The organism is Candidatus Rhabdochlamydia porcellionis (assembly GCF_015356815.2).
Taxonomy (GTDB): domain Bacteria; phylum Chlamydiota; class Chlamydiia; order Chlamydiales; family Rhabdochlamydiaceae; genus Rhabdochlamydia; species Rhabdochlamydia porcellionis.
On sequence record NZ_CP075585.1, the window covers coordinates 1079006 to 1092692 of the forward strand.

17 protein-coding genes and 1 pseudogene are annotated in these 13687 nt (G+C 34.7%); 3 read left to right on the forward strand and 15 right to left on the reverse strand.

Translation table 11 applies throughout. The features are described from left to right. Window positions 1-3 precede the first annotated feature (3 nt). Together RHAB15C_RS05015 and RHAB15C_RS05020 are read left to right on the forward strand one after the other, a co-directional pair. Window positions 4-885: a methionyl aminopeptidase gene (locus tag RHAB15C_RS05015; RefSeq protein WP_194844827.1), complete on the forward strand. Its 882-nt coding sequence runs from the start codon at window positions 4-6 to the stop codon at window positions 883-885. Next, window positions 869-1705, forward strand: a complete 837-nt coding sequence (locus RHAB15C_RS05020; protein ID WP_194844826.1) for a methionyl aminopeptidase — start codon at window positions 869-871, stop codon at window positions 1703-1705. The genes RHAB15C_RS05015 and RHAB15C_RS05020 overlap by 17 nt, the downstream gene beginning before the upstream one ends. Here the strand turns inward: RHAB15C_RS05020 and RHAB15C_RS05025 are convergent. The 3 genes from RHAB15C_RS05025 to RHAB15C_RS05035 form a co-directional block, all read right to left on the reverse strand. After that, complete coding sequence (locus RHAB15C_RS05025) at window positions 1665-2648, reverse strand: hypothetical protein (protein WP_194844825.1); 984 nt, start codon at window positions 2646-2648, stop codon at window positions 1665-1667. The two genes, RHAB15C_RS05020 and RHAB15C_RS05025, sit on opposite strands and share 41 nt — an antisense overlap. Beyond that, window positions 2603-4039, reverse strand: coding sequence for a M20/M25/M40 family metallo-hydrolase (locus RHAB15C_RS05030; RefSeq protein WP_194844824.1), 1437 nt, complete (start codon window positions 4037-4039; stop codon window positions 2603-2605). The genes RHAB15C_RS05025 and RHAB15C_RS05030 overlap by 46 nt, the downstream gene beginning before the upstream one ends. A 63-nt stretch (window positions 4040-4102) precedes the next feature. Next, window positions 4103-4282 carry a hypothetical protein gene (locus RHAB15C_RS05035; protein ID WP_220716030.1) on the reverse strand — a complete coding sequence of 60 codons (180 nt, stop codon included), beginning with the start codon at window positions 4280-4282 and terminating at the stop codon, window positions 4103-4105. A gap of 268 nt (window positions 4283-4550) precedes the next feature. Between RHAB15C_RS05035 and htpX the strand changes: the two genes are divergently transcribed. Then, the gene (gene htpX, locus RHAB15C_RS05040) at window positions 4551-5465 is read left to right on the forward strand and encodes a protease HtpX (protein ID WP_198424160.1); all 915 of its coding nucleotides are present in this window, start codon (window positions 4551-4553) and stop codon (window positions 5463-5465) included. Here htpX and RHAB15C_RS05045 read toward each other — a convergent pair. The 12 genes and pseudogenes from RHAB15C_RS05045 to RHAB15C_RS05095 form a co-directional block, all read right to left on the reverse strand. Then, entirely contained in the window at window positions 5460-6260 is an 801-nt protein-coding gene (locus RHAB15C_RS05045) for an HD domain-containing protein (RefSeq protein WP_194844822.1), read from the reverse strand. The genes htpX and RHAB15C_RS05045 overlap by 6 nt on opposite strands. Window positions 6261-6369: 109 nt before the next feature. After that, window positions 6370-7698 (reverse strand): D-glycero-beta-D-manno-heptose-7-phosphate kinase, encoded by a 1329-nt coding sequence (rfaE1, locus tag RHAB15C_RS05050; RefSeq protein ID WP_194844821.1) that lies wholly within the window; start codon window positions 7696-7698, stop codon window positions 6370-6372. After that, entirely contained in the window at window positions 7692-8681 is a 990-nt protein-coding gene (gene rfaD, locus RHAB15C_RS05055; RefSeq protein WP_194844820.1) for an ADP-glyceromanno-heptose 6-epimerase, read from the reverse strand. The genes rfaE1 and rfaD overlap by 7 nt, the downstream gene beginning before the upstream one ends. A gap of 25 nt (window positions 8682-8706) precedes the next feature. Beyond that, window positions 8707-9567 (reverse strand): 4-(cytidine 5'-diphospho)-2-C-methyl-D-erythritol kinase, encoded by an 861-nt coding sequence (gene ispE, locus RHAB15C_RS05060; RefSeq protein ID WP_194844819.1) that lies wholly within the window; start codon window positions 9565-9567, stop codon window positions 8707-8709. 7 nt (window positions 9568-9574) lie between these two features. Further along, complete coding sequence (gene rplI / locus RHAB15C_RS05065) at window positions 9575-10042, reverse strand: 50S ribosomal protein L9 (RefSeq protein ID WP_194844818.1); 468 nt, start codon at window positions 10040-10042, stop codon at window positions 9575-9577. An 11-nt stretch (window positions 10043-10053) separates the two neighbouring features. Next, window positions 10054-10311 carry a 30S ribosomal protein S18 gene (rpsR, locus tag RHAB15C_RS07270; RefSeq protein WP_246587631.1) on the reverse strand — a complete coding sequence of 86 codons (258 nt, stop codon included), beginning with the start codon at window positions 10309-10311 and terminating at the stop codon, window positions 10054-10056. Continuing rightward, a pseudogene (gene rpsF, locus RHAB15C_RS05070) lies at window positions 10303-10623 on the reverse strand (30S ribosomal protein S6); the annotation flags it as partial. The pseudogene rpsF and the gene rpsR, both read right to left, overlap by 9 nt. A gap of 31 nt (window positions 10624-10654) precedes the next feature. Further along, the gene (pth, locus tag RHAB15C_RS05075) at window positions 10655-11254 is read right to left on the reverse strand and encodes an aminoacyl-tRNA hydrolase (protein WP_194844817.1); all 600 of its coding nucleotides are present in this window, start codon (window positions 11252-11254) and stop codon (window positions 10655-10657) included. 19 nt (window positions 11255-11273) lie between these two features. After that, the gene (locus RHAB15C_RS05080) at window positions 11274-11834 is read right to left on the reverse strand and encodes a 50S ribosomal protein L25/general stress protein Ctc (RefSeq protein ID WP_194844816.1); all 561 of its coding nucleotides are present in this window, start codon (window positions 11832-11834) and stop codon (window positions 11274-11276) included. Window positions 11835-11877: 43 nt separating this feature from the next. After that, window positions 11878-12825: a ribose-phosphate diphosphokinase gene (locus RHAB15C_RS05085; RefSeq protein ID WP_246587536.1), complete on the reverse strand. Its 948-nt coding sequence runs from the start codon at window positions 12823-12825 to the stop codon at window positions 11878-11880. Window positions 12826-13042: 217 nt separating this feature from the next. Beyond that, entirely contained in the window at window positions 13043-13306 is a 264-nt protein-coding gene (locus RHAB15C_RS05090) for a ribose-phosphate diphosphokinase (protein WP_194844815.1), read from the reverse strand. Between the two features lie 17 nt (window positions 13307-13323). Continuing rightward, on the reverse strand, window positions 13324-13620 hold the full coding sequence (locus RHAB15C_RS05095; protein ID WP_194844814.1) for a ribose-phosphate pyrophosphokinase-like domain-containing protein: 297 nt from the start codon (window positions 13618-13620) through the stop codon (window positions 13324-13326). Between the last annotated feature and the right edge of the window lie 67 nt (window positions 13621-13687).

Consider the following 13687-nt stretch of genomic DNA (forward strand, 5'->3'; position numbering starts at 1 on the left):
ACAATGATGCGTAACGATCCCTGTTGGTGCGGTAGTCAAAAAAAATGGAAAAAATGCCATTATCCTGAACAATCCCTTAAAGAACAATATTTAAAGAAATATGGAATCATTTTAAAAAATGATGAACAAATCGTTGGCATTCGTCATGCATGCAGACTTGCTGCCACCGTTTTAGATAAACTCTGCTCTATTACAAAAGTGGGGGTTACTACAAATGAGCTAGATCGATATGCAAAAGAGTTATTCGAAGAAAAAAATGCGATCTCTTGTTGCATAGGATATGGAGAACCGCCTTTTCCTAAACACATTTGTACATCGCTCAATGATGTGATTTGTCATGGAATTCCTAATGATATTCCTCTGCAGCAGGGCGATATTATTAATATCGATGTAGCTTGTATTTTAAATGGGTACTATGGCGACTGTAGTAAAATGGTCGCTCTTGAACCCATCGATACTGAAAAACGTAGAGTAGTTGATGTTTCTTTAGAATGTCTAAACAGAGCAACTCAGGTTTTAAAGCCCAATAATAAACTATGTGAGATCGGTAAAGCCATTGAATCCTATGCTTCTTCTCAAAATTGCTCTGTTGTGGATCAATTTGTAGGTCATGGAGTAGGGCTTGGATTTCATGAAGAGCCACAAGTTGCTCATCATTATAACTACTCACAAATTCCTTTAGCTCCTGGAATGACTTTAACCATTGAACCTATGATCAATGCAGGTAAACGCAGTGGATATATTGATAAAGACCATTGGACCTGTAAAACCGTTGATGGAAAACCAAGTGCGCAATGGGAACATACCTTCTTAATTACTGAAACTGGTTATGAAGTTTTGACAATTCCAGATTATACTCTCTTTTCACATGTGCGATCAAAATAATTCCTTTTCTTTTACCATTCAAGCTCAGCAAGAACTACTCTCTTATCAGTATCGTAAAAAACATGGGATTCTTTTAAAAACAAAAAAAGAAATTGAAGCTATTCGCAAGTCATGTCATTTAGCAGCTACTATCTTAAGCAAAACCTGCACTCAAGTAAAAGTTGGTATTACAACCAATGAACTAAATGATTATGCACATAGCCTAATGCTTGAAGCAAATGCAATTCCCGCTCCTTTAGGATATGGGACTCCTCCTTTTCCTAAAAGCATCTGTACTTCTGTTAATGATGTTGTATGTCACGGAATCCCTAATGATATTCCTCTGCAACAAGGTGATATTCTTAATATTGATGTCACTTGTAATTTAAATGGCTACTATGGCGATTGTAGTAAAATGGTTGCTCTTGAACCTGTTGATACAGAAAAAAGTAAAGTGATAAGTGTTTCTTATGAATGCTTACACGAAGTATTTAAAATCCTAAAACCAGGTCTATTCATTTGTGAGATTGCTGAAAAAATCGAACTACATGCAGATTTACATAAATGCTCTATCGTCCGCCAATTTGTAGGACACGGAACAGGAATACATTTACACGAACCTCCTTTAATCCCTCACAGTCATAATACGATCAAGATTCCTCTTGCTGCAGGAATGACTTTTGCTATAGAACCTATGATTAATGCAGGTTCTGCTGATATAGTGATTGATGTAGAAGATAAATGGACAGCACGTACAGTGGATAAAAAACCAAGTGCACAGTGGGAACATACTTTCTTAATTACAGAAGAGGGGTGCGAGATTTTGACAAATTTTGATTAGAGCTCACATTTTGTAAAAGCTTTGAGATGGTTTTCTTTACGGCAAACTTGGGCTTTATTACATTCTTTTTTTTCTGATTGCAAATACTACAAACAATTTCTTCGAGCAAGGAAACTTCAAATTCTAAGTTGGATTGTGTTTTTTGCATCTGCATAATATGGCTCATAAAATCAGCTACTTGAGGATCAAACTCTTTTTCCATACAGTCTCTTTCTAACGCAAACAATGCATTGTCTAAATGAAATACACGTTTTCTTGTTTGATCTAAAAGATGGGCTTTTTCCTGAAAATTTTTTGTAGCTTCAGACTGCATATGAAATGCGTTTTTTAATGCATTCTGTAACTTTTTTTCTCTACTTTGATGATTAGATATTTTTTGAATAACTGTGTGATGTCTTTTTTGCCAAATATCTTTTTCCTTTTTTTCTCTTACTAGTTCACTATTCAATCCTTCTAACTGCTTTTTTAATAACACGTTTTCTTGTTGTTTCTTTTGAGACGCTTTTTTGAAAATCAATAATTCTTGCAGTTGATCTATTTTTTTTTGTAGGAATATACACTTCCTTTCTAAATTTTGTTCTTTAAGGGTTTTATTCTTAAAGTAAAGAAAAACTTCTTGACGTCCTAATAACAGGATTAACCAAGAAAGCATAATCGACATAGAAAAAAGAATATTTTCTAAATCAAATCTATTAGAAACATTTAAACCAATTAAAATGATTGTAATCAAACAAACACTACATAGAAATCCTTTGATTCCCCAATAAAAAGTCATCATGAAACCAAAGACTGAAATGAAAAATAAGCAGCAAAAGATTTGTGTATATTTACATAGCAAACAACCTAAAGCTGCTAAGAGAAATACAACACCTAAATTACCCCATAGCACCAAGCTATTTATCGTTTCTCTATTCTCCTTTCTTGCTCTGCTGAATTTCCACATAAACCATCTTTCTCCTGTTCCACTCTTTGCGACAATCGAGTTAAAATATTTGTTATTACCAGGAATCCTAGTTTAAAACAATCCATGCTAAAATGTTCATTGGGAGCGTGAATATTATTCGTTTCCAAAGCTACTCCCATCAGTATTGTTTCTGCTGCGCTAACTTCTGCTAGCTCTGGTATAATGGGAACTGTTGCTCCGCATGCAATATATTTGCATGGTTTTTTAAATATTTCTTCATATGCTAAAGCAGCTGTTTTGGCAATTACAGAATCAGAAAAACAACAAAAAGCTTCATATCCTTCTCCTATTTCTGCAAAAATTTCGATTCCTGGTGGAGCATTTTTTTTGAAGTATTCTACAATGTTTTGGGTAATTTTTTGGGGATCCTGATCAGGGACTAATCGGCAGGAAATCTTAGCATGCGCCTTAGAAGGAATTACTGTTTTAAAACCAGGTTCTATATATCCTCCCCACATTCCATTCACTTCTAAACTAGGTCTTAGCCAATTTGATTCTCGAAGAGAATAGCCTTCCTCAGAAGAAAAAGCATGCACACCAAATGCTTTGGTATATAGATCCTGATCAAAAGTCATATTCAATGAATCCTTCCATTTCTCCTCAATAGGTTTTACATCATCATAGAAATGAGGGATCGCTACTTTACCAGAGGGGTGCCACATATTTGCTATCAATGTTGCTAAAACCCGATTTGGGTTTAGAGCAATCCCTCCATGTAATCCTGAATGTAAATCCACAGAAGAATTTTTACATTCTATCTCAAGAGACAGCATTCCTCTCATTCCCAAAGTAATAGCAGGAGAATTTATATTAGAAATCCCCGCATCTATAATGATAAGGTAATCTGCTTTTAACTCTTGAGCTTTTGTCTTAAGAATCCCCTTGATTCCTTTACTGCTTGATTCTTCTTCTCCTTCAATGACTATTTTAATATTTAATTCAATCAGATCGCTCAATTCCAAATAAGCTTTTAAAGCGGTTAACGAATAAAAGCACTGCCCTTTATTATCTGAAGCACCGCGTGCATATACACAATTTTCTTTAATAATCGGTTCAAAGGGATCATTTTCCCATAAATCTAATGGATCCGTTGGTTGTACATCATAATGGTGATAAATAAGCAATGTAGGTTTATTAGGACCTGCTTTTAAATAAGAACCAAACACAACAGGATAATTAGAGGTCTCCCATATATCTACTTCTAGTCCTATTCCCTTTATATATTCACTAAGCCAGTTTACTGTTTTTCTAATATGCTGCTCATATTTCTTATTTGTACTAATACTTGGAAAGCGTAGAAATGCAAAAAAATCTTGCAAGATTCCCTCTTGGTGATTTTTGTACCAATCTTCAAAAACAAATGTTTGCATGAATCATTATCCTTATATTCTTAGAAATTTCAAAAAAAATACTAAGTTATATCATCATTTTGTTCAAATTGCTCTTGAGCTTTTTTTTAAAATATATAAAATTACAAAAGGATCTCCTTCATACGTCATTTCTACTTGTATTTTACCATCTTCAGATGGTGAAGCACAGGTTATTATAATAAATAATCCATCATTTTCTTTTTCTTTTTCTGGAAGATAAAAACTATTTAGATCAATGACCATCTATAATTCTCAAGGTTGATATCTATATTGAAAAAACTACAACTCCACGTTAGAGTTGTACATTTACGTGGAAACTAGATGCTTTAACGGTAATTAATATGTAAAGGAAAATCGGAGAAAGTCCAGCGTTATTTAAAAAAACCATAAATTAAAAAAAATTTTAAAAAATTTATATTTTTTAATCCCATTTTATGCTGAAAATATCACATAGGTTATTGACATAAGCCTCTTAAAAAGCAGATAATAGATAGATATAAGGAGAAAAAAAATGATTATTGCTAAAAGAGTTTTTTTATTTTTATTGGTCAATTTTCTTGTTGTTATTACCCTTTCTTTTTTTCTAAGCGTTTTTAACATAAAACCTTATTTACAATCATACGACCTAAATCTCTATTCTTTAATGATCTTCTGCTTTGTTTGGGGTATGGGAGGAGCTTTTATTTCTCTTTTACTTTCCCGTAAAATCGCTTTATGGATGATGAAAATACAGTTGATTGATGCTAATACCAAAGACCCTAGTTTACAGAGATTATTGACAGTTGTGCACAAATTTTCTCGAGATGCAAATTTATCGGATTTTCCTCAAGTAGGGATATATAATTCCCCTGAATTAAATGCTTTTGCTACCGGTCCTACCAAAAAACGTAGTTTAATTGCTGTTTCAACTGGCTTGTTAAATCGCATGTCTGAAAAAGAACTAGAAGGGGTTATAGCCCATGAAATGGCTCATATTCAAAATGGAGATATGGTCACAATGACTTTATTACAAGGTATTATTAATGCCTTTGTCATGTTCTTAGCTAGAGTGCTTGCTTATATCTGTTCAGGGCTTGGTAAAAGTAGAAATAATTCTTCTGGAGGGTCTTATATCAGCTATATGATTTTTGTCTTTTTATTTGAGGTGATCTTTATGGTCTTAGGGTCTTTGATTACCTGCGCTTTTTCTCGTTTTAGAGAGTTTAGAGCAGATCGTGGTGGTGCTTTTTTAGCAGGCAGAGAAAATATGATCTCTGCTTTGAGAGCATTACAAAAAAATATACAGATTCAAGACCCTCAAACAGCTCTTGCAGCTTTTCAAGCATTTAAAATTTCAACTCCTGAAAAACGCAGCATTACTCGCTTTTTTGCTACTCACCCTCCTTTAGAAGCGCGAATAGAAAGATTGGAAAACGGATTTTCATGATGAACCAGCAGCTTGTGTTTCCCAATATTGATTTAATGTAAGAAGTACAGCCTCTTTTAGCCTAGAGTTAACAGATGGAAGACGATCTACAACTGTTTGTGCCCATTGAAAGTATTGATCAATATATTTTCGACTCCAGCCTTTAGGAGGATGATTTAGAAGCTCTAATGTATTGCAAAGAGTATCAGCTAATTGAATTATGGCCGCGGGCTTTGATCGATATGATGCATTAATTGTTTCTTGTCGTTTTTTCTCTTGCAAGGATATTTTTCTGTCCCCTGTTATCTCCTCTACCACTTTAGCAACTTGAATTCCAAATTTTTTTTCGATTTCCTCTACTGTTGTTTGCGTATCTTTTAGAGTATCATGCAATAGACTTGCTAAAATACTTGTTAAATCTCTTACTTCTCCCACACTCATCACTTTATAAGCAACCTCAAAACAATGAGATACATAAGGAGTTTTACGATCATTTTTACGTGTTTGAAAACGATGTTTTTCTGTAGAAAATTGCATGGCTTGCAGAATCTCTTCTACTTCATTTAAAGTAATCCCTTTTTCTCGACAATAAGCAGTAATAAGCTCTTCTGCTAATAGATCAAATTGTGTCATAACAATTTCATCATCATGCACAATTTTACCAACTAAAATCCTTGTCTCTTCTATTTTTTCCTGAATGATCTGCTTAGTAAATCGCTGAGTAGATTCTTGACAAATAGATATTTTTGGCTTTACATCAGCATAAGAGCTAGTCATTATAGTTAAAATAAAGCAGATCAACGCATAATTATTCATAAAAATTCCCAAATCAAGACTTAAATTTCATAAAAGACAAGTATATACAAAAGAAGAAATTTTCTGACATTAACGTTTTTTGCTTACCAAAGAAAAATGCGCTTACCCCTTATAACACAAACAGATCCATTGGATGTGTTAATGGAATTAATTCTGATTGGTCCATGATAAATACATGCTCAGGATGCATGATTTTGCACAAATTTTTTAAACTCTCACTTTTAAGCACAATAAAATCCACTTCAGATAAAGAAGATAGCAACAAGACAAATTCTTGATCTGGGTTTGTATCACAGATATAAATGATGAGTTTTGATTTAAATTTTTTTGAGCACAGTTTTCGAAAAGTAGAAAACAAAGCTGTTGACATCCCTTTTCGACTATCTACCCCAAGAACGGTATACCTAACATCTTTTAAAGATTGTCGCAAAGCAAAAAGATGATGTTCTTCAAAAATTTTATTTTCGACATCCAGTTCTAAAAGTCTTTGAGCTATATTAGAAAGAGTAACTCGTGCACAACCTAGTTTTTCAATAGCAATTCCTGCAGCAATATTAGAGAGTTGAATTGCGTGGTTTATATCCATCTGATTGGCTAATGCAATGCTCATCATAGCAAGAACTGTGTCTCCTGCACCTGTTACATCTTTCACTTCTTTAGAAGGCACAGAAAAATCACATGTATACCCTGATCGCTTAAATAAAGACATCCCTTCTTCTGAGCGTGTAATTAAAAGCATTTCTGCATAGCATTGGCTAAAAATGACTTCGGCTACTTGATCTAAGGGGCTGGTTTTTAAAAGTTTTGCAGCAGAAATTGCTTCGGAGAGATTGGGTTTGAGTATCGTAGCTCCGCTATATTTGCTAAAATCTTCCCCTTTAGGATCTACAATAACAGGAATAGAAAGCTTTTTAGCCAACTGAATCACAGCTTTTAACAAAGAGCATGTTAAAAATCCTTTACCATAATCAGAAATGGCAACTATTTGTACTTTTTTTAAAAGAGTTGGCAATTGTTGGATAAGTTTTTTTTCTAAATCTTGTAATAAAGGAGTAGTTTCTTCATGATCAAATCGCAAAATTTGCTGTGAATCTGCAATTAATCGATTTTTAACAGAGGTCTTATATCCTTTTTGGGATAATAATGCTTGAACATTAACCCCTTCTGTCTCCAAAAAACCGTATAACCATTTTCCTGCAAAATCATATCCTATTCTTCCTACAGCAGTGACTTGCACCCCTAGTGAAATAAGATTTAAGACAACATTTCCTGCCCCTCCTGGACGGTTTTCTTCTTTTTCTACATGCAAAATAGGAACTGGTGCCTCTGGAGACATTCTTTTGATTTTACCTGTTGTATAAGTATCTAACAAAAAGTCCCCAATGACCAAAACATGTACAGGATCGAATTGACTGAGCATACCGCTAAGCTTTACCATCGCTTATCCACAATTAAATAGTTTTGTATATAATCTTCTACTGCATCTTGTATAGAATACAACTTAGGTTGTTCCACAATTTTTATATATTTAGCCATATCAGCACAGGTATAATTTTGATACTGAGAACTAAGCTCTTTAGGCATTTCTATAAATGTAATTTTAGGTGGTATTTTCAATGCTTTAAAAATAGCTAGCGCTAAAGAGCGCCATGTAGTAGCAGATCCTGATCCTATATTAAAAATACCACTTATAGAATTTTTTAAGAATTCACACGTCATCTGACAGGCATCTTTTACATAGATAAAATCACGACATTGCTCTCCATCAGCAAATTGATTTGGATCTGTAGAAGCAAATAAACGAATCTCTTTTTCCTTTTGCACAAGAGATGTCATTTTATAAATCATGGAAGCCATACGTCCTTTATGATTTTCATTAGGCCCAAAAACATTAAAATATTTCAAACCTGTAACTTGATCCAAAACCCCTTGCTGCTTCAACCATAAATCAAAAGCATATTTAGAAAAGCCGTATAGATTCAAGGGCTTTAAGTACTCGAGTTGAGCATGGTCATCAATAAAGCCTTGAGATCCATCTCCATATGTAGCAGCGGAAGAAGCATAAATAAATCGATGTTTTGCTTGAAGAGCATATTCAACTAAACAAATGGAATAACGCAAATTATTTTGCATCAAGTACTCTTCATTTTGTTCCAAAGTATCAGAACAAGCTCCTAAATGAATGAAGGCCTTTATTTCTTTTTCTTTACCTTTTAGCCAATCAAATAATTGATGCTTTGAAATAAAATTGACATACTTCTTGTTAAGAAGATTTTTCCATTTATTTGTTTTTTTAATATCATCAACTAAAATCAGATTAGTAAATCCTTGATTGTTTAAATAACGAACACAGCAAGAACCTATTAATCCCGCAGCTCCTGTAATTACAATAAATCGATCGTCATAGGACTTTGTATCCATTAAAAGTCGCTTTTGGTTTTACATGTTATTGATACCAATAGCCTAGCTTTCTTTGTAAAAAATGCACAGGATAAAAAGTGATTCCTGGTGATTGTGGTATTTCTAAAGACCCAAAGCAGATAAAAGTGGTACCACTTCCCGTCATAGACACTTGTTTAAATCCCATTCCTATAAGCTGATGTTTGATGATTTGTAATTCAGGTTTTAAACGAAAAGCTGCTGACTCTAAATCATTCTTTAAAACGAGTTTACCTTTGAGTATATCGGATAAGGCTTGAGCACTATCCCAATGCGGTAACTTACTCACATCACATTTTTGATAGACTAGAGGAGTAGATAAACCAAATTGAGGCGCTGCTAGCCAAAAATGCGTGCTCGGCAGATGGGTTATATTCTGCATGATCTCCCCTTTTCCTTGACAATAAGCGGTCCCTTCTGAAAAGAAAAAAGCCATATCAGAACCTAATTCAGCAGCCCAAAGAGCTAACTGATTTTCTTCAAATTGATAATGAGAAAGCTGATTAAGAGCCCACAGAGTTGTTGCTGCATTACTGCTTCCTCCCCCTAAACCTGCTTGCAAAGGAATATTCTTTTGCAGGTGAATAGATAACTTCTGATTCCAACCTGTTTTCTGACGAAATAAAGATACGGCTTGCCAAATGAAATTTCCTTGCAAATCACAGAGATGATCCAAATTACAATGAAAACGGTCTTTATCGGCTAAAGAAATAGAGACGGTATCTGATAAACTAATGGCTTGATAAAGAGAGGAAATTTGATGATATTGATCTTGTCTTCGATAGTGTATACGAAAAAACAAATTAACTTTAGCAGGGGAAAGAAGCGTGAGTTCTCGGTCTTTCCCCTTAAAACTCTTTAGGTTCAAGACAACTCTAGACCTCTTTAATCACATGCAGCGTAAATTGTGCAGGTACATTTTCTTTAAGAGCAAGAGAAATTTTATATGTTCCTAACTCTTTAATAGTTGGAGTTAAAACGCTACGGCGATCTAATAAAATTTTCTCGTTTTCTTGCAGTAAAAGTACAATATCTTGGGGTTTTACAGATCCATACATATGACCATCAGGATCCACCTTCACAAAAATTTCCAAAGACATCCCTTCTAACTTTTTAGCAATTAACTCAGATTCTTCGCGATCTAAGTTTGCTTGTTGTTCTCTTTGTTCCTTGAGATTTGCTTGATTGCGCAGTGTGCGCTTATCGGGAAAAACCGCTTTACCTGTAGGGATCAGATAATTCCACGCATAGCCAGGCTTCACATGTACAATATCTCCACTACGTCCAAGCTGTTCGACATCTTTCAAAAGTAGTAATTGACTACGTTGACGTTGGTTACGCATATATCTTCCTTTTAGTCTTGTGCAACAAATGGTAAAAGAGCCATATGTCTTGATTGTTTGATCGCTTGCGCTAATTTACGTTGGTAATAAGCAGATACACCGGTAATCCTTCTTGGAATGATTTTACCACGCTCTGTAATAAAACGAACTAATGTTTCAACATCTTTATAATCAATATGGCGCACTCCAGCTGATTTAAAAGGACATTGCTTACTTTTTTTTGCAAAAGGCTTTTCAACCGTTTGCTTTTCTTCATAATTAAATTCTATTTTTTCAGGAACGTTATCTGCTCTAAGAGTCATAAAGCGAATAAGATCTTCATTTAAATGGTATTCTCTCCACATTTCTTTAAAATAGCATGTATCAATCGTAAAATATATTATGTAGTAATATCCTTCACGTCGCTTATTGATTTCATAAGCTAATTTTTTACGCCCTTGATCAAAAATCTTATGTTCTACCCCACCACGCTCTAAAATACCGTTTGTAATTTTCTCAAGCGCTTTTTGTCTAGCTTCCTCGCTTAGTGTAGCGCTTAAAACGTATATTCCTTCGTAGAGTTGGCTTTTTTGCTTAGCCATTTTTTTCTCCTTAAGTTTAAACTTAAATTATTTATCTATCTTTGCAATCTGGATAACTATGGGCTAATTGCATACTTGGAGCTATTCCTTTTACAATCCATTCCTTTAAAACCAAGGTGGTAAAAGGGAGCAGCTCCTCTATAGTTTCTTGTTGTTTTTTAGTGAAATTTCCCAATACATAATCAGATAAATCTTCTTCTAATTGTGGAAAATCTATACCAATTCTCAATCTAGCGAATTCTTCAGTAGCTAAACTTGAAATTACACTTTTCAATCCGTTATGTCCTCCAGAAGATCCTTTCATCCTCATTCTTACCTTTCCTAAAGCAATTGCAATATCATCACAAACAACTAATATCTTCTCTTGTGCAATAGAAAAGTATTTCATGCAGCTCTTTATCGATTCACCACTTACGTTCATAAATGTCCCAGGCTTCAATAACACAACCTGTTTCTCCTGTATACAGCCTTGAGCCAAAGAGCCACGAATTCGCATTGATTCATGAAAAACAAGGTTGTAATGATTAGCAAAAAAGTCAACCGTTATAAAACCTACATTATGCCTGGTATTTTTATACTTTTCACCAGGATTTCCCAGTCCAACAATTAAATGTTTTTCTGTTTCTCTCAACGTTAAAACTCTTCTTAAATTAGCGTTTTGCAATAACAGCTACAACATCATGCTCTTTTGCTAGAACAGTTACATCACTTGGTATTCCTTGCAAATCTTTCACACGCAAAGAATTCCCAATATTAGCATTTTTTACATCCACATCGAATTTTGTAGGAATATGCTTTGGCTGACACTTCACTTTCACATGCCGCATTACCTGACGCACAACTCCACCTAATTTAACTCCAACACACTCCATAGTTCCTATGCAATTAACAGGTACTTTTACATGTACATTTACACCGTCTGTTAACTCTTCAAAATCAATATGTGAAACTTTATAAGTAATTACATGATATTGAATTTCTTTAATAATAGCCTGGCATTCTTTTACCCCATCGCTTAAGGTAAAAACAGTTGTTGGTAAGTGACCAGGTTGCATTTGTCTCAATACCGTATCAAATTCTTGACCACTAACGATTAGACTCGCAGGCTCTTTTTTTAAAGAATAGATAACAGCAGGAATATCCCCTACGGATCGAATCTGTTTTACTTCGCTTTTTTTTTGGCTAAAACGAGGTTTCACTACAAGTTTCATAATAAATTACTCCAAATTTCTAAGGTATTTCCTTAAGATAAAATTAAAACCGTGTAAAAAGTGAGGAAATAGATTTAGCATTAACAATTGATCTTATTGCTTCCGCAAATAAAGGTGCCACTGAAACGACTTCCACACTGCAATCAGGATTTGGCACTGTATTGCTCATAATGATCTTTTCAATCCCACTATTTTCAAACTCTCCTATAAATAACCCATGTGTAACAGCTGCAAAAACTACACTAGCTCCAGCCCTTTTACAAACTAAAGCTGCTTTTTTTAGAGTTCCCCCGGTTGAGCACATATCATCTACGAGCAAAACACGCTTCTGATAAACATCTCCAATTAAAGCAGATTCCACTTCATTTGCATTTATACGTCGTTTATTAATGACTGCAAAATCAATGTTTAATTTTTCTGCAAAAGCGCGAGCTAATTTAACACTACCCACATCAGGTGTCACTACTTGATTAGGCTGTAGTTTCCGAACAGCATCTACTAATGCCGGACGCGCGTAAAGATTATCGACAGGAATATCGAAGAACCCTTGAATTTGCTCTGTATGCAAATCCATTGTTAATATACGCGTTACACCAGACCTTTGCAGAAGATCTGCAACAAGCTTTGCTGTAATCGGTTCTCTTTCCATTCCCCTTCGATCTTGGCGTGCATATCCAAAATAAGGAATCACGGCAATAATAGAACGAGCAGACGAACGCTTTAATGCATCAACAAAAATCAACAATTCCATGAGATAGGAATTTGGATGGTGTGCCATTGATTGCACAACGAACACATCCTTACCACGGACACTCTCTAAAATAGAGATGCCTATCTCTCCATCTGGAAAAGTCTTAATAAGAGTTTTTCCTAGCTCAATTTCCAAGTTTTTTGCAATTTGCTCTGCAAGCTCCCTATGAGAAGTTCCTGCAAATAACATAAAAGAACTACTAGAAGACATAGATAAATGAGGCTTTGCTACAGACTTCATAATAAATTACTCCAAATTTCTAAGGTATTTCCTTTGAAACCACTTCTACACTGCAATCAGGATTTGGCACTGTATTGATCATAATGATCTTTTTAATTCCACTATTTTCAACCTTCCTATAAGTAATCCATGTGTAGCAGTTGCAAAAATTGCACTAGCTTTAGCTCTTTTACAAACTAAAGCTGTTTTTTTTAGAGCTCCTCCGGTTGAGAACATATCATCTACGAGCAAAACACGCTTCTGATAAACATCTCCAAGTTAAAGTAGATTCCACTTCATTTGCATTTATACATCGTTTATTAATAACCGAAAAACCAATATCTAATTTTTCTGCAAAAGCATAAGCTATGCTAACACTACCCACATCAGGTGTCACTACTTGATTAGGCTGTAGTTTCCGAACAGCACCTACTAATGCCAGACACGCATAAAGATTATCGACAGGAATATTGAAGAACCCCTGAACTTGCTCTGTATACAAATCCGTTAATATACGCGCTACATCAGATCTCTGCAGAAAATCTGCAACAAGCCTTGCTGTAATCGGTTCTCTTTCACTCCTCTTCGATCTTGGCGCGCATATCCAAAATAAGGAATTACGGCAATAATAGACCGAGCGGACGAGCGCTTTAATGCATCAACAAAAATCAATAATTCCATGAGATAGGAATTTGGATGGTGTGCCATTGATTGCATAACGAACACATCCTTACCACGGACACTCTCTAAAACAGAGATGCCTATCTCTCCATCTGGAAAAGTCTTAATAAGAGTTTTTTCTAACTCAACTTCCAAGCTTTTTGCAATTTACTCTGCAAGCTCTCTATGAGAAGTTCCTGCAAACAACATAAAAGAATTGCTA

What these genes read in the sequence shown, in the direction of transcription:
- RHAB15C_RS05015 (WP_194844827.1), top strand. Translation starts at nt 4, where the DNA reads ATGATGCGTAACGATCCCTGTTGGTGCGGTAGTCAAAAAAAATGGAAA.
- RHAB15C_RS05020 (WP_194844826.1), top strand. Translation starts at nt 869, where the DNA reads ATGTGCGATCAAAATAATTCCTTTTCTTTTACCATTCAAGCTCAGCAA.
- RHAB15C_RS05025 (WP_194844825.1), bottom strand. Translation starts at nt 2,648, where the DNA reads ATGTGGAAATTCAGCAGAGCAAGAAAGGAGAATAGAGAAACGATAAAT.
- RHAB15C_RS05030 (WP_194844824.1), bottom strand. Translation starts at nt 4,039, where the DNA reads ATGCAAACATTTGTTTTTGAAGATTGGTACAAAAATCACCAAGAGGGA.
- RHAB15C_RS05035 (WP_220716030.1), bottom strand. Translation starts at nt 4,282, where the DNA reads ATGGTCATTGATCTAAATAGTTTTTATCTTCCAGAAAAAGAAAAAGAA.
- htpX (WP_198424160.1), top strand. Translation starts at nt 4,551, where the DNA reads ATGATTATTGCTAAAAGAGTTTTTTTATTTTTATTGGTCAATTTTCTT.
- RHAB15C_RS05045 (WP_194844822.1), bottom strand. Translation starts at nt 6,260, where the DNA reads ATGAATAATTATGCGTTGATCTGCTTTATTTTAACTATAATGACTAGC.
- rfaE1 (WP_194844821.1), bottom strand. Translation starts at nt 7,698, where the DNA reads ATGGTAAAGCTTAGCGGTATGCTCAGTCAATTCGATCCTGTACATGTT.
- rfaD (WP_194844820.1), bottom strand. Translation starts at nt 8,681, where the DNA reads ATGGATACAAAGTCCTATGACGATCGATTTATTGTAATTACAGGAGCT.
- rplI (WP_194844818.1), bottom strand. Translation starts at nt 10,042, where the DNA reads ATGCGTAACCAACGTCAACGTAGTCAATTACTACTTTTGAAAGATGTC.
- RHAB15C_RS05080 (WP_194844816.1), bottom strand. Translation starts at nt 11,834, where the DNA reads ATGAAACTTGTAGTGAAACCTCGTTTTAGCCAAAAAAAAAGCGAAGTA.
- RHAB15C_RS05085 (WP_246587536.1), bottom strand. Translation starts at nt 12,825, where the DNA reads ATGAAGTCTGTAGCAAAGCCTCATTTATCTATGTCTTCTAGTAGTTCT.